General features: G+C 71.9%; 21 protein-coding genes and 1 tRNA gene. 8 read left to right on the forward strand and 14 right to left on the reverse strand.

The features are described 5' to 3' along the window. Positions 1 to 81: 81 nt before the first annotated feature. From EDF51_RS01190 to EDF51_RS01210, 5 genes are all read right to left on the reverse strand, one after another. Complete coding sequence (locus tag EDF51_RS01190) at positions 82 to 1,668, reverse strand: alpha/beta fold hydrolase (RefSeq protein WP_134193585.1); 1,587 nt, start codon at positions 1,666 to 1,668, stop codon at positions 82 to 84. Beyond that, positions 1,665 to 2,633 carry an amino acid--[acyl-carrier-protein] ligase gene (locus tag EDF51_RS01195; protein ID WP_131846202.1) on the reverse strand — a complete coding sequence of 323 codons (969 nt, stop codon included), beginning with the start codon at positions 2,631 to 2,633 and terminating at the stop codon, positions 1,665 to 1,667. The genes EDF51_RS01190 and EDF51_RS01195 overlap by 4 nt, the downstream gene beginning before the upstream one ends. Next, positions 2,630 to 3,805 carry an acyl-CoA dehydrogenase family protein gene (locus tag EDF51_RS01200; protein ID WP_207896194.1) on the reverse strand — a complete coding sequence of 392 codons (1,176 nt, stop codon included), beginning with the start codon at positions 3,803 to 3,805 and terminating at the stop codon, positions 2,630 to 2,632. Before EDF51_RS01200 ends, EDF51_RS01195 begins: the two co-directional genes overlap by 4 nt. Then, positions 3,802 to 4,110, reverse strand: a complete 309-nt coding sequence (locus EDF51_RS01205) for an acyl carrier protein (RefSeq protein ID WP_123292585.1) — start codon at positions 4,108 to 4,110, stop codon at positions 3,802 to 3,804. The genes EDF51_RS01200 and EDF51_RS01205 overlap by 4 nt, the downstream gene beginning before the upstream one ends. 220 nt (positions 4,111 to 4,330) lie before the next feature. Continuing rightward, positions 4,331 to 4,708, reverse strand: a complete 378-nt coding sequence (locus tag EDF51_RS01210) for a holo-ACP synthase (RefSeq protein ID WP_123340429.1) — start codon at positions 4,706 to 4,708, stop codon at positions 4,331 to 4,333. Positions 4,709 to 4,811: 103 nt separating this feature from the next. Between EDF51_RS01210 and EDF51_RS01215 the strand changes: the two genes are divergently transcribed. Next, positions 4,812 to 5,849 carry a hypothetical protein gene (locus tag EDF51_RS01215; RefSeq protein WP_134193587.1) on the forward strand — a complete coding sequence of 346 codons (1,038 nt, stop codon included), beginning with the start codon at positions 4,812 to 4,814 and terminating at the stop codon, positions 5,847 to 5,849. After that, positions 5,846 to 7,429, forward strand: coding sequence for a CoF synthetase (locus tag EDF51_RS01220; protein ID WP_243837057.1), 1,584 nt, complete (start codon positions 5,846 to 5,848; stop codon positions 7,427 to 7,429). The genes EDF51_RS01215 and EDF51_RS01220 overlap by 4 nt, the downstream gene beginning before the upstream one ends. A gap of 86 nt (positions 7,430 to 7,515) precedes the next feature. Here the strand turns inward: EDF51_RS01220 and EDF51_RS01225 are convergent, their stop codons facing one another. The 3 genes from EDF51_RS01225 to EDF51_RS01235 are packed head-to-tail and all read right to left on the reverse strand — an operon-like array spanning position 7,516 to position 9,607. Beyond that, positions 7,516 to 8,067 carry a hypothetical protein gene (locus tag EDF51_RS01225; protein ID WP_134193589.1) on the reverse strand — a complete coding sequence of 184 codons (552 nt, stop codon included), beginning with the start codon at positions 8,065 to 8,067 and terminating at the stop codon, positions 7,516 to 7,518. Beyond that, positions 8,064 to 9,044, reverse strand: a complete 981-nt coding sequence (locus tag EDF51_RS01230; protein ID WP_134193591.1) for an aldo/keto reductase — start codon at positions 9,042 to 9,044, stop codon at positions 8,064 to 8,066. Before EDF51_RS01230 ends, EDF51_RS01225 begins: the two co-directional genes overlap by 4 nt. Positions 9,045 to 9,079: 35 nt before the next feature. Then, the gene (locus EDF51_RS01235; protein ID WP_123938247.1) at positions 9,080 to 9,607 is read right to left on the reverse strand and encodes a hypothetical protein; all 528 of its coding nucleotides are present in this window, start codon (positions 9,605 to 9,607) and stop codon (positions 9,080 to 9,082) included. Between the two features lie 403 nt (positions 9,608 to 10,010). On the opposite strand from EDF51_RS01235, the gene EDF51_RS01240 reads away from it, so the two are divergent. Continuing rightward, positions 10,011 to 10,766, forward strand: coding sequence for a hypothetical protein (locus EDF51_RS01240; protein WP_134193593.1), 756 nt, complete (start codon positions 10,011 to 10,013; stop codon positions 10,764 to 10,766). A gap of 159 nt (positions 10,767 to 10,925) precedes the next feature. On the opposite strand, the gene EDF51_RS01245 is transcribed toward EDF51_RS01240, so the two are convergent. Both EDF51_RS01245 and EDF51_RS01250 read right to left on the reverse strand, forming a co-directional pair. After that, entirely contained in the window at positions 10,926 to 11,783 is an 858-nt protein-coding gene (locus EDF51_RS01245) for a hypothetical protein (RefSeq protein ID WP_134193595.1), read from the reverse strand. Continuing rightward, positions 11,783 to 12,427 (reverse strand): SatD family protein, encoded by a 645-nt coding sequence (locus EDF51_RS01250; protein ID WP_134193597.1) that lies wholly within the window; start codon positions 12,425 to 12,427, stop codon positions 11,783 to 11,785. Before EDF51_RS01250 ends, EDF51_RS01245 begins: the two co-directional genes overlap by 1 nt. A 111-nt stretch (positions 12,428 to 12,538) precedes the next feature. Here EDF51_RS01250 and EDF51_RS01255 point away from each other — a divergent pair. Both EDF51_RS01255 and EDF51_RS01260 read left to right on the forward strand, forming a co-directional pair. Then, positions 12,539 to 12,611, forward strand: a tRNA-Val gene (locus tag EDF51_RS01255). Between the two features lie 25 nt (positions 12,612 to 12,636). After that, positions 12,637 to 12,834, forward strand: coding sequence for a hypothetical protein (locus EDF51_RS01260; protein ID WP_123292594.1), 198 nt, complete (start codon positions 12,637 to 12,639; stop codon positions 12,832 to 12,834). Positions 12,835 to 12,983: 149 nt separating this feature from the next. On the opposite strand, the gene EDF51_RS01265 is transcribed toward EDF51_RS01260, so the two are convergent. After that, positions 12,984 to 13,865 carry an NAD-dependent epimerase/dehydratase family protein gene (locus EDF51_RS01265; RefSeq protein ID WP_134193599.1) on the reverse strand — a complete coding sequence of 294 codons (882 nt, stop codon included), beginning with the start codon at positions 13,863 to 13,865 and terminating at the stop codon, positions 12,984 to 12,986. Between the two features lie 81 nt (positions 13,866 to 13,946). Here EDF51_RS01265 and EDF51_RS01270 point away from each other — a divergent pair, with 81 nt between their 5' ends. Next, positions 13,947 to 14,525 (forward strand): TetR/AcrR family transcriptional regulator, encoded by a 579-nt coding sequence (locus tag EDF51_RS01270; RefSeq protein ID WP_123292596.1) that lies wholly within the window; start codon positions 13,947 to 13,949, stop codon positions 14,523 to 14,525. Between the two features lie 110 nt (positions 14,526 to 14,635). Here EDF51_RS01270 and EDF51_RS01275 read toward each other — a convergent pair whose 3' ends face one another. Then, on the reverse strand, positions 14,636 to 15,802 hold the full coding sequence (locus tag EDF51_RS01275) for a N(5)-(carboxyethyl)ornithine synthase (RefSeq protein ID WP_134193601.1): 1,167 nt from the start codon (positions 15,800 to 15,802) through the stop codon (positions 14,636 to 14,638). Between the two features lie 80 nt (positions 15,803 to 15,882). Beyond that, positions 15,883 to 16,569 (reverse strand): HAD family hydrolase, encoded by a 687-nt coding sequence (locus EDF51_RS01285; RefSeq protein ID WP_134193603.1) that lies wholly within the window; start codon positions 16,567 to 16,569, stop codon positions 15,883 to 15,885. Between the two features lie 130 nt (positions 16,570 to 16,699). On the opposite strand from EDF51_RS01285, the gene EDF51_RS01290 reads away from it, so the two are divergent. Together EDF51_RS01290 and EDF51_RS01295 are read left to right on the forward strand one after the other, a co-directional pair. Next, positions 16,700 to 17,689, forward strand: a complete 990-nt coding sequence (locus EDF51_RS01290; RefSeq protein WP_134193605.1) for a hypothetical protein — start codon at positions 16,700 to 16,702, stop codon at positions 17,687 to 17,689. Positions 17,690 to 17,692: 3 nt separating this feature from the next. Next, positions 17,693 to 18,025: an ASCH domain-containing protein gene (locus EDF51_RS01295; RefSeq protein ID WP_134193607.1), complete on the forward strand. Its 333-nt coding sequence runs from the start codon at positions 17,693 to 17,695 to the stop codon at positions 18,023 to 18,025. Between the two features lie 119 nt (positions 18,026 to 18,144). Here EDF51_RS01295 and EDF51_RS01300 read toward each other — a convergent pair whose 3' ends face one another. Further along, positions 18,145 to 19,152, reverse strand: coding sequence for a helix-turn-helix transcriptional regulator (locus EDF51_RS01300; RefSeq protein ID WP_134193609.1), 1,008 nt, complete (start codon positions 19,150 to 19,152; stop codon positions 18,145 to 18,147). Positions 19,153 to 19,314: the final 162 nt, after the last annotated feature.

Genomic DNA, 19,314 nt, shown 5'->3' on the forward strand with positions numbered 1-19,314 from the left:
GCAACAGTTGCAGGCGCGCGGTAACGACGCCCTCGATGTCGTACGACGTCGAGGGTGTCGTTCGGAGTCGGGACGGGAGCGTCAGGCGGGGACGGGGAACGTCGCCGCGACGCGGGAACGCACCTCGGCGCGCACGGCGCGACGCATCACGGGGGAGAACAGCGAGTGGTCGCCGTCCTCGACCCGCACGATCGACACCGAACCGCGCCGACCGACACCGCCGTAGCGGCGCAGGGCCTTCGGTCCGCCGAGCCGGTCGAACAGCGCGGCGTCGTCCGGGGCGGCGATCACGACGACGTCGGTGCCGTGCTCCACGAGCGGTCGGACGTGCTCGACGACGCCGCCGACCCGGTCCCGCCGCGCGATCCACTCGCGCAGGGCCTTCGGCACGACGGCGTTGTACCGCCGACGGACCCACAGCCGACGTGCCGAGGGAGCGTCGACCGCGCGGACGGCGTCCTCGTAGCTGCCGGGGGCCGCCGGCTGCCGGCGGTAGTCGTTCGGGCTGATCTCGACGACCAGGCGCGGAGCCTCGTCCGCCGACCGACCGGCGAGCCACGCGCCGGCGCACATGCCGACGAGCACCAGGCGGTCCGAGGGGGTGCCGAGGTCGGCGACGACGGCGGACTGGTCCTCCACCCACTCCTGGGCGAAGAGGAAGCTGCGTTCGTCCTCGCGCACGCTGGTGCTCTCGCCGGTGGCACGGCGGTCGACCCGGACGACGCGGGCGCCGTCACGGGCGAGCGCACGGGCGAGGTCGACCTGGTAGTCGGTGGCGCCGACCCGGTGTTCGGCGGCGCCGTTGTGCAGGACGACGAGCGGGGCGTCGTGGTGCTGGGCGGACGACACGGTCTCGACGGCGAACAACGCGTCGGGGCCGAGGTGGACGATGCGCTCCGACACGCGGCCGTCGACGTCCAGGACCTCGTCGAGCACGGGCGGCACCACCGGCGCCGCAGCGGTCGGCGCCCAGGCGTCGAGCCAGGCGACGGCTCGGTCGACCGCGGCTCCGGGGATCCGGGCGTGGATGCTGGTGCCGTCGAGCAACTCGGCGCTGCCGGGCACCTCGACGGTCTCGACGGGTCCGAGGGCCTTCGGCGCGCGGGTCTCGGGCCGCACCAGCGCCACGGTCGGACCGGTGCGCGGCGCGAAGGCGAGGGCGGAGAGCGCCGTCGCCTCGTCGGGTTCGACCTCGATGCCGATCAGGCTCTCGACGCCGTCCACGATCCGCTCGCTGCCGATCGTGATCGTCGCGAGGGCACGTTGCCGACGGAGCCAGCCCCGACCGGACGCCGGGGCGTCCCAGACGAGCAGGGCGTCGGTGTCCTCCGCGGCGGCCGCGGCGACGAGGGCTGCGGAGGCGAGCCCGACGAACGCCACGTGCTGCACTCCCGACGTGCGGAGCACGGCGGCCGCGTGGCGTGCGGACCGGACCTGCGCGTCGGGGTCGGTGTCGGGTGCGCCGTCACCACGTCCGGACGGGTCGTAGCGCACCGAGGCGATGCCACGGGCCTCCAGGCGGTCTGCGAGCAGGCGGAGCGTGCGGTACGCGATCACGCCTTCCTGTCCCAGTGGCGGGCAGATGACGACGCCGGCCCGCGCCGCGGGCGGCAGCTGCACGGCGGCGCGGACGGCCGGTGAACCGGACCATCCGTGCAGCGTCGTCACAGCTCGAGTGCCGCGCGGACCGACGCCGGCCAGGCGTCGACGTCCGTGCCGTGTGCGGCGAACAGGGCGATGGTGATGCGCTCCAGGCCGAAGGCGATGCAGGCGCTGTGGGCGACCTCGCCGTCGGCGGTGCGGAGGCCGAACGAGGTGCCGAAGTGGTCCTCGTGCAGGTTCGCCGAGCTGATCGCCGTGGTCGGGTGGTCGTCACCGTAGACCGGCGTGACGAACTCGAACTTGAGCGCCTGCTCGACCTGGTTGCGGGCGAGCATCTGCCCGACGCGGCCGAAGAACGGGTCGTTGGCGGGGACGACGTCGATCTCGAGCCCGAACGACTCGAGCAGCTCGCGCATCACCGGGATCCGGCCGTCGCGGTGCTGCTGGGCCGACGCCGGCGTGCCGATGTGCACGAACTCGTGCATGTGGAAGGCCTGCAGGCGCATCGGGTCGAGCGACGGCTCGCGGCGGAACGAGTCGCCGACGATGTCGAAGAAGCGGCCCTCCTGCGGGATCGTGTCGCCGACCAGGCCGTACACCGGGTGGCAGACCGCGGGGGTGAGCATGAGGTCGGCGGGCTCGAGGAAGCCCTCCCAGCGCTCACCGCGCTCGCGGGCGGCGAGCAGTGCCCGGTGCGTGCGGTCGTCGCCGGTGAAGCCGGAGATCGACGCGGCGAGGTCCGGGAACGACGCGATGTAGTCGGTGCGCTCGAACGCGGCGAGCGGCTCGACCGGCGGGAACCGCAGCACCTCGGCGTCGAGGTCCTGCTGGCTGCGCACGGCTGCGGCGTCGACGGCCGTGTACACGCGCTCGAACACGCCGGTGCGGCCGTACAGCCCGGGGGAGCCGAGGTCGATGAGCACGCGGTCGGCGAGCAGGCGGGCACGGAGTGCGGCGCGGGCAGCGTCGAGGTCCGGAGCGGTGGGGCTGGTCGTGCTGGTCGTGCTGGTGGTGGGGTCCGTGAGGGTCACAGGATCACTCCCGTCATGAGGGCCAGGTCGGCGTCGTTCTTGAGGAGACGGTCGTTGCTCACCATGACGGCGGCGCCGTGGGCGTCTCGGAGGTGTCGGGCGATGCTCATCGGGCCGGAGGCCGCGTAGCCCGCGATCCCGACGATCCGCATCGCCTTCGTGACGATGTCGGTGACGCGCTCGGACGCCCCGATCTTCAGGGCGTTCGCGGCGAGGGCGTAGGCGCTCGAGGCGAGCACCTCGGGGTCGTCGGCCGCGGCGTCGAACCGCTCGGCGGCGTGCCGGACGGAGTCGGCAAGGGCCTGCAGATCGACCAGGAGTTCGGCGAGCCGGAGTGCTCCGGGCGGGGTCGTCCCGATCGCGGCGCGGGCCTGCTTGCGGACGGCGGTCCGGGCGCGCTCGCTCGCCGAGGCGGCGATGCCGAGCCACACCGAGGCCCAGAGCACGTGCGAGACCGGCAGGACCGTCTGCGCCGAGATCGCGGCGTAGTCGTCGCGGAACACCCGGTCGACGGTGGTCTCGGTGTCGAGGATCCAGCCGTTGCTGCAGGTCCCGCGCAGCCCCATGGTGTCCCAGGTGGACGTCTGCGACAGCACCATCGAGTCGGTCCGGCAGATGAGCAGCCGCTGGTCGGAGGCCGGGGCGTCCGGGTCGCGGCGGGCGGTGACGAACACCGCGTCGGCCTCGGTGGCGTACGAGATCACCGGCGCGTCCTTGCGCAGGCGGATCCGGCCGTCGTCGGTGGCCTCGATCGAGCACGTGGAACGGCGGGCGTCGCCACCGACCCCGCGCTCCGTCGTGGCCGAGGCGACGAGTGCGCCGTCGCGGACCGCTGCGATGGTCTCGAGCACGCCGGCACCGTCGCCGCCGTGCCGCCAGAGCGCCATCACCTGGCCCTGGTGCATCGCGAAGACCATCCCGGTGGCGGCACAGGCACGCCCGAGCTCGGTGGCGATCGCGGAGAGCTCGGACACCGAGGCGCCCTGGCCCCCGTGCTCGGCGGGGACGGCAGCGGCGAGCAGACCGTACTCGCGCATCGCAGCGATGGCCTCGCGCGGCGGACGGGCGTCGCGGTCGACCTCGTCCGCGAACTGCGCGGCGACCGCGGCGACGTCGGCGGCACGCTCGGCGAACCGGTCGACGACCGCGGTCGCCGCCATGGTCAGGGTCACGAGGCGAGCTCCGCGGCGGCCACGATCGACTCGACGGTGGCGAAGGTGGACCGGTTCAGGACCGAGTCGGGGAACTCGACGTCGAGCTCGGACTCGACGGCGAGCATGACGTTGACCGTGGCGTGCGACGACAGCCCGAGCGCGTACAGGTCGGCGATCGAGGCGACGTCCTGTGCGTCCACGGTCAGGCGCCCGTGGTCGGCGAGGGCACGGCGGACGGCCTGCTCGATCGCCGGGTCGGCGAGCGTCGCGGTCGTGGTCGCCGTCGGTGCGGTCGTGCTGGAGAGCTGTGGTTCCTGGTCCATGACGGCAACGATAAGGAAGACCGGGCCTCGGGAAACCGCCGTGCGGGTGCGCGAAACCGCACGGCGTCCGACGCCCCTGTGCGGTGGTACAGGGTGGCGCGGAGGTGGGGTGGCGCGGGGGTGAGGCGGGGCGACTCGGAACGACGAAGTCGACGTCGTACGACATCGAGATCGTCGTTCCGAGTCGGCGGTGCCGGCGGTGGCGGTGCCGGTGCGCCCGTCAGCGGTCGGACAGCGCGACCGCCGTCGCCACGGCCAGCCCCCGCTCGTGCGCGAGTGACACCGCGATCGGGCCGCACCCGACCGACTCGGCCAGCGCGGCGGCGGCCCCGGTCAGCTCGACCGTCGGCGCCCCGTGGTCGTCGAGGACGATCGCCACGTCGCGCAGCGGGATCGCCTGGTCCGGCGCGGGCCGGAGCAGCTTCACCACCGCTTCCTTGCCCGCGAACCGTGCCGCCAGACGCTCCGGGTCGTCGCCCGCGTCGGTGCGCTCCCGCACGGTGAAGAGCCGGTCCAGGTACCGCTCACCGTGGGCGGAGATGCCCGCGACGACGTCCTCGACCGCGGCGAGGTCGGTGCCGGTCCGGATCGTGCCCATGGCAGCAGGCTACGCAGGTCGCGGTGGCCCCGCATGCCCGCAGCGGCATGGGCGTCGGAGGGGGTTCGTATGATCGGTGCCAGAGACCACCGAGGGGGAACCGATGGCATCACCGTGGACCGGCATCATCGAGGACGCGCGACACTACCCGTCGCCGCACAACTCGCAACCGATCGTCGTGCGCGTCGAGGACGACCGCACCGCGACCGTGTTCTACGACCTGCGACGGGGGCTGCCGGCAGAGTCGTTCGGCATCCCGTTCGGGCACGTCTGCGCGGGGGTGTTCCTGGCCGGGCTCGAGGTCGTCGCCCGGGCGCACGGTTTCTCCGTGCAGGAGCGGCTGGACCACGCCGAGATGGACTTCGGCCGGCTGGACGGCGCGGCCGACGACCACCTGCACCGCTTGGGCAGCGTGACCTTGCGTCCGAGGGCGGTCACGGCGGACGACCGGGAGGCACTGGCCCGCTTCCTCGCGCGGCGCACCTCACGCCGGCCCTACGACGCCACCCTGGTGGACGATTCCGCGATCGAGGCCGCGTCCGCCATCGCGTCGGCAGCCGGGCAGCGCTTTCGCACCACGTCTGACCGGGCGACCGTCGACGAGATCGTGCGGGTGAACCAGGAGACGCTGTTCGACGACCTGCAGCACGACGCCGTGCACGACGAGATCCTGCACTGGCTGCGGTTCTCCAAGCGGCAGGCCGCGACCGCCGGCGACGGTCTGTCGGCCGAGACGATGCTCATGCCCGGCCCGGTGCTCCGGTTCGCGATGGAGCACCGCGGGCTGTGGGAAGCACCCGGCGTCGGCGGGGTCTTCAAGCGCGTGTACCTGTCGACGATGCGGGGGGTCCGGCAGCTCGGTTGGCTCGAAGGGCCGTTCCGCACGCCGGCCGAGTACGTCGAGGCCGGCCGGGTGTTCATGCGGATCTGGCTCGAGTTCACCGCGCGCGGGATCGCCCTGCACCCGTTCGGCACCGTGATCACGAACCCGCGCTCGCACGCCGCGTTCGTCGAACAGGCCGGCGTCGACGAGTCCGACGGCCGGATGGCGTGGATGCTGTTCCGCTTCGGGCACAGCGCGCCACCACCCTTGGCACACCGCAGACCGGCGGCCGCGATGACACTCGGGAGTGCACGGTGAAGCGCGCGGCGGTCTTCACGGTCGTGTGGGTCGTCGAGACCTTCGTGGCGCTGTTCATGCCGCGCGTCGGCACCCACAAGCTCCTGCTCACGCCGGGCATCGAGCCGCTCCGCTGGACCCTCGGACGCTGGCGTGTCTGGCGGACCGTGGAGCGGGCTGCGAAGCGGGTGCCTGCGTACGGGGCGTTCCTGGCGGAGGCGGGGCGGGCCTCCCGTCCGTTCCGTCTCGAAACGCGTGGCGGGATCGCCGCAGCGATCTCGGGGCTGCCCGAGATGGACAAGGAGTCGTACGTCAAGCGGTGGAGCATCCCCGAGCGCTGCGTCGACGGGCGGCTGCCACGGCGCGGGGTCGTCGTCGACGAGTCGAGCGGGTCGAGCGGCACGCCGACCAGCTGGGTGCGCGGTCCCGACGAACGCCAGGCCACACGGCAACTGCTGCAGCTCGGGTTCTCGCGCACCGCGAAGGACCTGCCGAAGCAGCCGTTCGTGCTCAACGCGTTCTCGCTCGGGGCGTGGGCCACGGGCATGAACGTGACGGCGTCGCTCACCGAGTCGTCGATGATCAAGTCGATCGGGCCCGACCGCGACAAGATCGTGCAGACGATGCGCGAGTTCGGCGCCGACTTCACGTACATCATCTGCAGCTACCCGCCGTTCCTGAAGGCGCTGTTCGAGGACGACCGGCTCGACTGGAGCGAGTACACGATCGTCGCGGCGTTCGGTGGCGAGGGCATCAGCGAGAACATGCGCGCCCACATCGAGCAGTACGCGCAGGCCGTCCTCGGGTCGTACGGGGCGAGCGACCTCGAGATCAACCTCGGCATCGAGACGCCGTTCAGCGTGCAGCTGCGCCGGGCGATCGCGGCGTCGCCCGAGCTGTCCGCCGCGCTGACGAAGCAGGCCGAGTACGGCGTGCTGCCGATGGTGTTCCAGTTCAACCCGTTCGGGTACCTGATCGAGACGAACGAACTCGGCGAACTCGTCGTCACGATCACCCGGTCCGAGAACATCAGCCCGCGGATCCGCTACAACATCCACGACCGCGGGCACGTCGTGCGGATGCGTCCACTGCGGCAGACGCTCCGCGCGCACGGCTTCGACGAACTCGCCGACGCCGCCGAGCTCGACCTGCCGCTGCTGTTCCACTACGGCCGGTCCGACCTGTCCGTCGACTACAACGGCGCGGTCGTCGCACCCGACGTCGTGCGTGACGTGGTCTACGGCGACCCGGAGCTGCTCGAGGCCGTCGAGAACCACCGGCTCATCAGCTACGAGGACGACCGGGGTGACCGCCAGCTGCACATCGCGTTCCAGCTCGCTGCGGGCGCCGGGTCCTTCGACTCGGACGCGGCGCGCCCCGCGGTCATCGCCGAACTGCGGCGGTTGAACAAGGACTTCTCGAACGCGATCCGGACGGCGCCGCCCGGCACGCTGCCGACGGTGGCGTTCTACCCGTACCGGACGGGGCCGTTCCGCGAAGACGGCAAGAAGCTCAAGAACGAGTACGTGTGGCAGTTGCCTGCCGGCTCCGTGGAGCAGTGGGAGCTCGACCTGACGTGGGTCGCGCCGAAGGAGGCGTGAGCGGGCGGTGCGGTTCCATGCGAGGTTCCGTCTTCGGTGCGAGTCCCGGCGGGGCGCACCGGGTACGGAACCTCGCACCGTTCGAGCTAGCCGTACTGCGGCGGCCAGTCGAACGGGGCTGGCAGGCGCGGGACCTCGCCGATCGTCGTGACGATCAGGACGACCTCGCGCCGGTTCGTCAGCTCGATCGAGCGTGGGTTGCCGATCGTCCGGCGCCCGTCCACCCACACCGTGAGCTCGCCGCGCAGGCCGCCGACGTGTTCCGGACCGAGCGAGACGCCCCACTCGTCGAAGAACTGGCCGAGCGTGAACGTCTGCTCGGTGGGGGACTCGACGTGCACGATGCCCGAGGTGTCGTGCGTGTGGATCTCGGCGGCGAACTTCCCCCGGTCCGAGTGCCCGATGTTCGCCGGGACCGTCACCGGGGTGTCGCCGTCGAGGATCGTCAGGTGGGTGTGGACGTGCTCGGCGAGCCGCTCGCCCCACACGTTCCGGAGGCCCGCAGCGTCGGCGCGGGCGGACAGGTCGGTCGGCCGCGGCCAGGGCGGAGCGTCGCGCGACGGCCCCGCCCCCGGCGCTGCGCAGCCGGACAGCAGCAGGAGTGCGGCCACCGCGACCGCGACGACGCGGGTCCTCACCAGCGGTCGTGGACCGTGGCGCGGAACCACGTGTCGTAGAGGTCGCGCACCGTGGCGTCCAGGCCGTCGATCTCCGGCAGGTCGCCGGCCGCCGCGTTCGACCGGGCCTGCTCCGGGTTGCGGGCTCCGGGGATCGCCGCGGTCACGCCGTCCTGCGCGATGACCCAGGCGAGCGCCGCCTGGGGCACCGAGACGGCGTCCGGCAGCGACGCTGCGAAGGTCTGTGCCGCGCGCACGCCGTCGTCGTAGTCCACACCGCTGAACGTCTCGCCCTGGTCGAAGGCCTCGCCGTGGCGGTTGTAGTTGCGGTGGTCGCCCTCGGCGAACGACGTCTCCGTCGTGTACTTGCCGGACAGCAACCCCGATGCCAACGGGACGCGCGCGAGGATGCCGACCCCTGCCTCCAGGGCTGCCGGCAGCACGCGGTCGAGCGGCTTGAGCCGGAACGCGTTGAGGATGATCTGGACGCTCGCGACGCCGGGCCGGGCGATCGCGGCCAACGCCTGGTCGGCCGTCTCGACGCTGACGCCGTAGGCGGCGACCGAGCCGTCCGCGACCAGCGCGTCGAGGGCGTCGTACACCGCGTCGTCGCCGATGACCTCGGACGGCGGGCAGTGCAGCTGCACCAGGTCGAGCGTGTCCTGCCGCAGGTTCGTCCGGGAGCGGTCGACCCACTCGCGGAAGTTCGCCGCGAAGTAGTTCGCCGGGACCTGCTCGGCACGGCGACCCATCTTCGTCGTGACCGTCAGCGGCACGCCGGGGTTCGATGCGCGCCACGAACCGATGAGCTGCTCGCTGCGACCGTCGCCGTACACGTCGGCGGTGTCGAAGAGCGTGACACCGGACTCGACCGAGGCGTCCATCACGGCGTTCGCGTCCGCTTCGCTCACCGGACCCCAGTCACCGCCGAACTGCCACGTACCGAGACCGATGGGGGAGACTTCGCGGCCGGTGCGACCGAGGGTGCGACTCTGCATGCCGCCGAGCGTAGTCAGCGGGCTCCGGCGGTCGCTCAGCCGATCGTGGAGACGCCGCGGCGGAGCAGCGCACGGGCCGCGCGAGCGCGGGGGATGACCCACACCGCTGCCCAGAGGACCATGCCAGCCCAGAGCAGGATCAACATCGTCGTGATGAGGGCGTCGTGCTGGTCACGCATCGACCACGTCATCGCGATCCACAGCGTGCCGAGGACGACCTTGCCCCAGCCGGCTCCTTCGCGGTCGGCCTGCGCCTGGACGAGCGGGATCCACAGCTCGGCAGGTACTCCGACCGGGATCTGGCCCTCGGCGACCCAGTCGCGGACCAGGACCGAGTTCTCGTACCCGCCCTCGGCGCGCCAGGACCGGAGCTGCAGGTACACGGCGATCGCGGCACCTGCCGCCGCGGACGGGATGCCGACGGAGACCAGGACGGTGGTGGTCGCCTCGGTCCACGAGGACAACACGAGCATGACGAGGACGACCGCGAACGCGGCACCCGTCAGCCCGGAGCCGAGGAGCCGCAGCCGCCCGGATTCGTCGAGGACACCGGCACCGTTCACGAGGGAGAGGGTACCCGCCACCCCCGGGGTTCTCGGGTGCGGGTGCGCCCGAGGTTCCGCGGTGTGCCGCCGAGGTTCCGAAATCTCGGCACCTCGGGCCGCTGTTCGCCCGGGATCGGCACCTCGGTGATCATCGCGCGGCATGTCGTGGAACCTCGCCACGTCCTTTTGGTTCGGACTGGAGGCCCGTCCCGCGTCGTTCTCCACAGATGCGTCCCACCGGGGTCGGGCCCGACACCTCGTGCGCGATGCTCTCGTCATGGGGAATCGAGCACGACACGACCACTCGCCGAGGCCGTTCCTGGTGCGGCAGGCCATCGCGGCCGGAGCGAGCCCTGCGTGGCTGACCCGCCGCGACCTCAGGGCTCCGGTCCACGGCGTCCGCGTCAGAGCGGACGTCCCCGTGACGGTCGTGGAAGCGATCGCCGTCGTCCTCCGGAGCGACCAGTTCGTCAGCCACACCACGGCCGCTCGGCTCTGGGGAGCGCCGCTCCCGTCACGGCTCGACGACGAACTCGTGCACGTGACGGCGATCGGGACCGCGCCGATCATGCGCCGCCCCCAGGTCATCCCGCACCGGCTTCGGATCGAGGGCTTCCGGCCGGAACTCGTCCGCGGCATCCCGGTCAGTCCGCCAGCGCGCGCGTGGTTCGAATCCGCGTCAGTGCTGACCGCCGTCGAACTCGTCGTCCTGGGTGACCACCTCGTCGGTCCGAGCGGGCTCGCCACCATCGACGGACTGGCGGCCGCGATCGTCGCGGGGAGTCGCTCGGCACGACGAGCACGAGCGGCGCTGGACAAGGTGCGGACAGGAGTCGAGTCACCCATGGAGACGCGTCTCCGGCTCGGAGTCGTCGACACCGGGTTCCCGGAACCCGAGGTGAACGTCGACGTCGTGGACGACCGCGGTTCGTTCCTCGGCCGAGCAGACCTCGCGTGGCCGACACTCCGGATCGCGCTCGAGTACGACGGCGACCACCACCGTGACCGCCGCACTTTCCAGCACGATCAGCGCCGGTCGAACGGGTTCGCGGTGAACGGCTGGATCGTCATCCACGCGACAGCTGCCGACACCGGGCGTCCGGCCGTGCTGTTCGAGCGACTCCGACAGGCGTTCGTCCAACGTCAGGTCGAGGGTCGGGCGCGCCGCGCAGCCTGACGAGGCTCCGAAAGCGCCCGATGCCGGGCTGACTCGCTGGGCCGAGGTTCCACGACTCGCCGCCTGTTCATCGCCGAGGTTCCACAGCGGCGCGCTCGGGGCCGCGAGATGCCGAGATTTCGGAACCTCGGGAAACGCGCGCGACGGGCTCCGCGCGGATCAGCTGTGCGCCAGGAGCCAGCACATGCCGGCGGCGGCGAAGGCCATCGCCCAGCTCACCAGGCTGCCGATCAGGAAGTACTCCGCCTGGTAGCCGGTCGTCTCGCGCCGGATCTCGGGGAACCGGACGATGCCCTTGGCCGCGATCAGTGCGGCGACCACCGGGAAGGCCCCCGCCACCGCGAACCCGGCCAGGAGCAGCCGTTCGATCGGGCCGATCAGGCGTCCGCCCTTGAGGCTCACCGTGCTGTCCCCGGACTGTTCGGCGTCGGCGTCGGAGCGTCGGCGTCGCCCGAACCGGCGGCGGAGGTCATCGGCCTCGGCGCCCGTGGTGGCTCCGCGCTGCAGTCCCGGCGGGAGTGCCTGGGCGACGACCACGTTCGCGGAGTCGACGAGGAACAGCGCAGAGCCGACACCGCCCACGACGGCGGCGAGCGGAACGGCGTCGACGAACGCCAGGCCCGAGCCGTCGTGCCAGTCGACCACGAAGCCCGTGCCGTCGGGCAGTGGCCCCCAGAGCAGCAGCACGGCGACGGCGACGGCGAGCAGGACCGCGGGCCAGGACCCGGACCGCCGCAGCAGCCCCCGGGTCGTCGGCGCGTCACGGTCGTCGTCGGCGGTCCCGGCACCGGCTCGGACCGGCGCGGTCGTGGCGATCCACGCCGCCGCGAGCACCACCGTGACGAGGACACCCCACACGGGGACACCGAGACCGAGCCACGCCACGGCGGACACCCCGGCCCACAGCACGACGACCGCGATGTTGGTCAGCGTGCGCTGCCGGTGTGCATCGGCACCGGTGCGGGCCCGGACGACGTCGCCCAGACCGATGAGTGCGAGGAGGATCCCGGCGAGCATCAGCGTTCCTGTCCCACGAGGACCCGGAGGCCCTCGACGATCGCGGCCACACCCGACTTCTGCACCGACTGGGACACCGCTGACGGGGTGATCCCCTCGGTCGCGGCGATCTGCGCCTGGGTCCGGCCCTGGACGAGGCCGAGCGCGATGCGTCTTGCCCGGGGCGTCAGGCGGGCCAGGACGTGGTCGCGGCTGAGGAAGTAGGCGTTCACGAGTCGCTCCTCGGTGCCGTGGCGATCGTCGGACGCGTGGAACCACGACCGGAGGAAGGACGTCCTGCCGTCTTCACGGCGGTGCGTCTCGTTGATGGCGTCGCGGGCGGACCACCACGCCGGGCCGTCCTGGAGCGGACCGCTCGTGCCGGACCCCACCGTCCGCACCGTCCCGCGACCCATCCCGAGCCGGACCTGCACCGTCGGTGGCAGCGCGAGCATGGCGGCGGTGCTGGCGACGAGCGCGTCCGTGAGCGTGGCGTAGATGACCTGGAACTCGTCGCCGACGGTCGCGTGCACCGGGTCCACCGGGGTGACGTCCGTCGTCTCGCGGAACGCCTGCTCGACCTCGCGCTGTGCGGCGGGGCGGTCGTCGAGCGTTCGTGAGTCGACGAGGTCGAGGATCACGGCGTAGACGGGGTCGTCGGACATGGGTTAAGTGTACGGCTTACTATCGGCGAAATGAAGCCGAGCGCTGAACTGGCCAACGGACGGGATGTCCAGCGCAACGATACGGGGAATCGACCTCTAGGATCGTGTCGCGGGCTCTTAGCTCAGTTGGTAGAGCACTTCGTTTACACCGAAGTGGTCGGCGGTTCGAGCCCGCCAGAGCCCACCGCAGACGCGATCACGGGGGTCCGATGCACAGCCGACGACACGAACCGGTCCGACAGCACTCTGTCGACTTCCTGCCGGGAACGAGTGGGAACCCGGTCGCGCCGTTCCAGCGCGACCACCAGCCCGGACAGGGTCCGATCCGTCACGACTGGGTGTACCTCGTCCCGATCGGTGCGGTCCTGATGGGCGGGGTCATCGCGTTCTTCGTGTGGGGGAACTGACCGCACCGCCTGACGACCGCACCGGTCCGCGCGACCGACGCGGGGCAGGTCACGCGCGCCGACGGCGGACGGGAGGCACGGTGCGGGCCTGCACCGCGCCTCCCGTCCGTCCCTCGGTCGCGCCCAGGGCGCGACGTCAGCGCTCGACGTCAGCGCTCGACGTGTTCCAGGTCTGCCAGCAGTGATTCGTGGGCCGGCTCCCAACCGAGCGTGCGACGCGTGTGCTCACTCGACGCCGGCTGGTCCATCACGAAGATCGGGGCGAACGCCCCGAACGTCTCATCCGCGACGCGCTCGACCGGCAGTCCGAGCCGTCGGCCGATCACCTCGGCGACGTCGCGCACCCGGTCGCCCTCGTCGGCCACGGCGTGCCAGACCGTGCCGGCCGGTGCGACCTCCAGAGCCAGTCGGAAGAGGACGGCAGCGTCCCGCGCGTGCACGGCGGGCCAGCGCTGTTCGCCGTCTCCGGGGTACCCGGCCACACCGCTGCCTCGGGCCGTCTCGGTGAGGATGCCGGCGAAGCCGCCCGCGCCGTCGGCGTGCACGGTGCGCGGCAACCGGATCGCGGACACCCGCACGCCACGCTCGGCCAGGTCGAGCGCGGCGAGCACCGATCGGGCGCGACCGGCGACCGGTCCCTCGATGGGCAGGGGGTCCGCCTCGGTCGACGCCCTGCCCGGGACCCACGGTGTGCCGGACACGACGACGAACGGGCGGTCGGAGTCAACGAGTTCCTCGCCGAGTACGGCCATCGCATCCGCTTCCTCGGCGATGCCCCGGGTCAGGGCTTCCGGCGAGCTGAAGTCGTTCGAGAACGCGAGGCTGACGACGCCGTCGGCGGCGCGCGCACCGGCACGGAGGACGTCGAGGTCGCTGAGACCGCCCCGGACTGGTTCGGCGCCCGCCGCGGTGAGGGCTGCGGCCGAGCGTTCCGAGCGGGCGAGCGCAGTGACGCTGTGGCCTGCGGCGATGAGTTCGGCGACGACGGCCGTTCCGATGGTGCCGGTGCCGCCGGTGATGAAGACGCGCATGAGATCCTCCAGTGATGGGACAAGTGTCTCGTCACCGTACACCTGTGATGAGACAATTGTCCCGTCCCGTAGGATGCTTCCATGGCGCGATGGGAACCGGGAGCTCGGGAACGGCTGGTCCTGGCCGCCGTCGACCTGTTCTCCGAGCAGGGGTACGACGAGACGACCGTGACGCAGATCGCCGAGCGAGCGGGGGTCACGAAGAGCACCTTCTTCCGACACTTCCCGGACAAGCGCGAACTGCTCGTCGCCGGGCAGGAGACGCTGAGCCGCTTGTTGTCCGAGGGGATCACCGACGCAGCGCCCGAACGTTCACCGCTCGACGCCGTCGCCGCTGGGCTCGAACGTGCATCGGGCGAGATGGGTCCGATGAACCGCGAGCTGGGACCGCGACTCAAGGCCGCGGTCGCCGCGAGCGCCGAACTGCAGGAGCGCGACGCCCTGAAGAGCGTCGGGATGGCCGCCGCGATGACCGATGCGCTCATCGAGCGCGGGGTCGCGGAACCGACGGCCCGGCTCGCGAGCGAGATGGGCGTGCTCGCCTTCAAGCAGGGGTTCGACCGGTGGGCCGGTGCGGCACGCGCTGATGACGACGGACTCGCGGGTCATGCGCTCGCAGCGTTCGCCGAGCTGCGGGAGGCTGCTGCGGCGCTCCGGTGAGCACCGCCGACGCGGTACGACGAGGCCGTTGTCGCACGACGTCGACCTCGTCGTTCCGCATCGGGTCGGCGCCCGACCAGCGCCCGACCAGCGCCCGCCCAGCGCCCGGGTCAGCCGGCCACCGCGTGCGGGTACTCGTCCGAGCGGCCCTGGAACGCGAGGATCGCCGGGTTGCGCACGTGGCCGTCCTCGATCTCGACGGCGCGTCGGATCGTGTTCGAGTCGGCCCACGCGGCCGCGCCCGCCATCACCGGCCGGAGGAACGGCATCAACGCGTCGCTGATCTCCCACGTCGTCGAGTTCCAGAGGAGCGACGGGCTGTGGTCGACGGCGTAGTAGTTCGTGCTCTCGCCGACGGTGGTCATCGGTTCTGCGAAGGTCGTCGCCTGCGCCCACTCGAACCCCATCCCCACGTCGATCGAGACGTCGACGATGAGGCTGCCCGGACGGAACACGCCCAGGTCCTCGGTGCGCAGGTACGTGAGCGGGGCGTTCGGGTCCTGGAGCGTGCAGTTCACGACGATGTCGTTCTCGGCCAGGTACGGCGCCAGCGGCACCGGACCGTCCTCGGTCTTCACCGTGTTGCCGCTGGGGTCGTGGTCGTCCTGGCTGATCTGCAGCATGTCGACGGACGGGATCGGCGATCCCACGGCCGCGATGTCGCGGTTGGTCAGGACGCGGACGTCGTGGATCCCGTGGGCGTTCAGCGCGGTGACGGCACCGCGAGCGGTGGCTCCGAAGCCGATCACGACCGCGGTGAGCCGGCGGCCGTAGTCCCCGGTGGAACCACAGAGCTGCAGGGCGTGGATGACGGAGCAGTAGCCCGCGAGCTCGTTGTTCTTGTGGAACACGTGCAGGCTGAACCCACCGTCCGACCGCCAGTGGTTCATCGACTCCCACGCGATGAGGGTGAGGCGCTTGTCGATCGCGACCTGGGTGAGGGCGGGGTCCTGCACGCAGTGCGGCCAGCCCCACAGGACCTGCCCGTCCCGCAGGTCCTCGAGGTCGGACACCTGGGGCTTGGGCAGGAGGACGACGTCCGACGCGGCGATGAGCTCGTCTCGGTCCGCCATGGCGCCGACGAGGGGTTCGAGCTGGTCGTCCGTGACTCCGAAGCGGCGACCGTACCCGCGTTCCAGGATGATGTTCGCGCGCAGGTCGGGGTCGATGCGCTCGAAGTGGGCGGGATGGATCGGGAGGCGGCGTTCGTCGGGTTTCCGCGACTCGGCGAGCACCCCGAGGTGCAGCAGCGGCGATGCTGCCGGTGTTTGGGTCATGGTGCACTCTACGGCCGCTTGCCGCGGCCGAGCCGCCGAGCCGCCGAGCCGCCGAGCCGCCGAGCGGCCGAGCGGCCACGTCACCCGCGGCGGTCGGCGAGCGCTGTGAGCACCAGGGCCTCCATGTCGGGGCCGTCCTGGGCCCCGTGGTCGATCAACAGTCCGTGCATCCCGGCGGCCTGGGCCGCCTCCACGTCGTGCGCGACGCTGTCCCCGACGAACAAGCAGCCGCTCAACTCGACGCCGAGTTCGGCGGACAGGGTCTCGAACGCGCGACGGTCCGGCTTCTGCACCCCGATCCGCTCCGAGGTGCACACGACGTCGACCGCATCGAGCAAGCCGGTGCGGCGCAGCTTGTCGACCTGCTGCGTCTCGGTGCCGTTCGTCAGCACGCCGATGCGGTACCCCTGCACACGGAGCGTCCGCAGCAGCGGCAAGCTCCCCGGGTACGCGCGCCAGGATGCCTCGTAGTGGTGCCGGTACGCGTCGAAGAGCTCGTCGAGCCTCCGGTTGTCGGCGGGGATCAGCACGCCGAGCGCGGGCAGGACGGCCCGCAGCCGTTCGCGCCGCTGCTCCTCGAAGCTGATCTGCCCGGTTCGCCACCGCTCGAACTGCTCGGTCTCGGCGGCGAACCAGCGGGCGATGGTGAACGCCGAGGCGGGCACGCCGAGTGACTCGAGGAACCGGGCGGCACCGGCGGTCGCTGCGCCACGGTGGTCGAACAGCGTCCCGTCGAGGTCGAACCCGACCGCTCGCAGATGCGCCATGTCCTCAGCGTAGGGACGGCGACCTCGCCGACCCGACGTGATGCGGTTCTCCGCACGAAGTGGGCCGGCCCGTCGGAGCTCGGCCAGGATGCACTGGGAGGCGTCGTCCTGCCGGAAGAGGAGTCACCCCATGCGGGTCCTGAGCTACGTCCTGCTCATCGTGCTGATCACGGCGCTCACCCTCGGGGGCACCCTGCTGGCAGTGTTCGAACTCAGCGACGTTTCGGACGTCCTGATCATCGCGGTGAGCGTCAGCATCCCGATGTTCGTCGTCGGACCTGCGGTGGTCGGGTCGTTGGCAGGCTACTGGGACCACCGGTCGTCCACGGACAGCTCCCGGTACCTGCGGTGGTGGCTGCTGGGCGTGGTCGCCGTGGACGTGGCGGGTGCGGTGGTCATCGTGCTCGCGTCGGTCTCGGCCGGTGCGCCGGTCTGGGTGCCGGTCGTGCTGATCGGGGGAGCGGCGGCGCTGCTGGTGATCGCGCGTCCACTCGGTGCGCTGTTCCGGCGCACGGAGCCGTCGCCGTCGGCGTACCCGGTCGGCTACCGGTTCGGACCGGCCGAACTCCGCCACACGATCGTGGTGATCGCGGTGACCTTCGGCGTGTCCATCGTCGTCGTGACGATCGGCGTGGTGGTCCTGGCCGCCCTCACCGGGGACGACCCCGCTGGACTCACCCAGGCGACCTTCCTCGCCGGCCAGCTGGTCTTCACTGCGACCGCGTTCGCGGCCCTGCTCCAGTCGCTGCCGTTGAACGGGCTCTTGCGGGCGTCCGCCGGCCACGACCTCGGTCGACTCCGTCGCTTCGCGAAGATCGTGGCCCGCGGCGCGGACCTGCCGCTCGACCCGGCTGAGCAGGTCGGCGCCGTCCGGTACGCCACGGTGGTCCCACTCGCGCTGCGGTTCCAGCTCGCGTACATCGGGCTGCTCTACACAGCGCTCGCGTTCCAGATGGTGTCGACGTGGATCCGCGGCGACCTCGGGATCCTGCCGCCGGTGTTCCTCGTGCTCATGGTGGCAGTGCTCGTCTGGATCGTCCCGCTGACGCTCCGCCGGATCCGCCGTGCGACGGCCTACGCCGCGTGGCACGCGGACCTGGTCGACATCGACCAGACTTGATCCGTGTCCCAGACGATCCACTTCCACCAGAAGCACCACGACGCCGTCCAGCGCGGCGACAAGGTCACGACGGTGCGCTGGCAGGAGGACGTCCGCACCGGCCCCGCGGTGTTCGTCTTCGACGAGCACCCCTCGGCGACGCCGTTGGCCGGCCAGGTCACCGAAGTGACCGACCACCGCCTGGCAGAGCTCACCCCTCGGGCGGCGCACCAGCCGGCCGACACCGACATGGCCGACTTCGCCCGGCAGCTGCGCGCCAACTACTACCCGGACATGCCGGACGACGCGGTGGTCCAGGTCGCGGTCATCGCGCTCGACGCGACGCCGTCTGCGTGACGTCCGTCAGGGCGGTGGACGGGACGACCTGACGGACGGGAGGCGCGGTCCGGGCCCGCCCCGCGCCTCCCGTCCGCCCGTCGGCCCTGCCCAGGGCACGGGGTCCGGCAGCGCACCGGTCACCGGTGCAACGTTGCCTTCGGGTACTCGCCGTAGCGGCTCGTGTACTCCGCCGAGAACCTGCCGAGGTGGGCGAACCCCCAGCGACGTGCGACCTCGCTCACCGAGGTGGTCGAGGTGTCGAGTCGCAGCAGGTCGCCCCGGACGCGCTGGAGCCGGACGGACCGGACGTAGGCCGACGGCGGCATCCCGAACAGCCGCTGGAACGACTCCTGCACGGCACGGACGCTCAAGCCGGACACCGCGGCGAGGTCCGACACGGCGATGGGTTCCGCCGCGTGCTCGTGCACGTGGTCGACCGCTCGCCGGATCCGGGCGTTCCGCGGTGCCCACAGGGCGCTCGACGGTTCGGCGGCCTTCGGTGGGTACAGGGCGAGGAAGGCGACGGCGACGGCCCGGGTGGCGTCCGACCACGCGGTCGAGGCCACGCCCTGCGCCGCGAGGACCCGACGAGCGGACTCGAGGACCTGCCGCCAGCGCACGACGGCGTCCGCTGCGGGGACAGCACGCTCGTCGAGGTGCAGGCCGCCGGAGGGCAGGCCGTGGCGCTCCTCGGCGACGGACCGCACGAACGCGCGCGTGAGGTGCACCATGACGGCGTCGTGGTTGCTGGCCTCGACGACGGCGCGTCGTTCGGTGGGCATCAGCGCCGGCACGCCGTTGTCGACCGGCCCGCCGCCGCGGAGGAGGTCGAGCGTGACGACGCCGCCGAGCACCAGGACGACGATGTACGCGTCGTCGGGGGCCACGGTGCCGCGGACGTAGCCGCGCATCTGCGACCGGCGGAGCGTCACGTTGCCGTCACCGACGGCCAGGTACCGGAACGAGTACGCCCCGGTGGTCGGACGGGTCTGCCAGGAGGTGCCCGTGACGAGGCCCGGCAGCTGCTCGAGGGCCTGTTCGGGTGAGGACGCCGAGGCCTCCAGGCGGACCGGTGCGGCAGCGGTGGCGGTGCTCGGTTCGGTGGTGGTCGCGGATGACGTCTCGTCGACGGATTGTTGCGGCACGGTGACACTCCCTGATCGTCTCGAGGAACACAGGAGTTCCGGCGACCGGGGTCCGGGGCAGCTGCCGCCAAGCTACGTCGGTCCTGCTCCGGGCACAAGGGCGGCGATGATGCTCCTGTTCCGCGCTGTGCGCGCTCTCCTACGTTCCGTGACGAATCACTG

The sequence above is a fragment of the Curtobacterium sp. PhB25 genome (genome assembly GCF_004365375.1).
In the GTDB taxonomy this organism is placed as follows: domain Bacteria; phylum Actinomycetota; class Actinomycetes; order Actinomycetales; family Microbacteriaceae; genus Curtobacterium.

Excerpts from the sequence above, each read along its gene's own strand:
- EDF51_RS01245 (WP_134193595.1), bottom strand. The coding sequence starts at position 11,783 with ATGCTCGCCGGGATCCTCCTCGCACTCATCGGTCTGGGCGACGTCGTC.
- EDF51_RS01285 (WP_134193603.1), bottom strand. The coding sequence starts at position 16,569 with ATGGCGCATCTGCGAGCGGTCGGGTTCGACCTCGACGGGACGCTGTTC.
- EDF51_RS01265 (WP_134193599.1), bottom strand. The coding sequence starts at position 13,865 with ATGCGCGTCTTCATCACCGGCGGCACCGGCACCATCGGAACGGCCGTC.
- EDF51_RS01270 (WP_123292596.1), top strand. The coding sequence starts at position 13,947 with ATGGCGCGATGGGAACCGGGAGCTCGGGAACGGCTGGTCCTGGCCGCC.
- EDF51_RS01205 (WP_123292585.1), bottom strand. The coding sequence starts at position 4,110 with ATGGACCAGGAACCACAGCTCTCCAGCACGACCGCACCGACGGCGACC.
- EDF51_RS01250 (WP_134193597.1), bottom strand. The coding sequence starts at position 12,427 with ATGTCCGACGACCCCGTCTACGCCGTGATCCTCGACCTCGTCGACTCA.
- EDF51_RS01215 (WP_134193587.1), top strand. The coding sequence starts at position 4,812 with ATGGCATCACCGTGGACCGGCATCATCGAGGACGCGCGACACTACCCG.
- EDF51_RS01210 (WP_123340429.1), bottom strand. The coding sequence starts at position 4,708 with ATGGGCACGATCCGGACCGGCACCGACCTCGCCGCGGTCGAGGACGTC.
- EDF51_RS01260 (WP_123292594.1), top strand. The coding sequence starts at position 12,637 with ATGCACAGCCGACGACACGAACCGGTCCGACAGCACTCTGTCGACTTC.
- EDF51_RS01230 (WP_134193591.1), bottom strand. The coding sequence starts at position 9,044 with ATGCAGAGTCGCACCCTCGGTCGCACCGGCCGCGAAGTCTCCCCCATC.
- EDF51_RS01275 (WP_134193601.1), bottom strand. The coding sequence starts at position 15,802 with ATGACCCAAACACCGGCAGCATCGCCGCTGCTGCACCTCGGGGTGCTC.
- EDF51_RS01290 (WP_134193605.1), top strand. The coding sequence starts at position 16,700 with ATGCGGGTCCTGAGCTACGTCCTGCTCATCGTGCTGATCACGGCGCTC.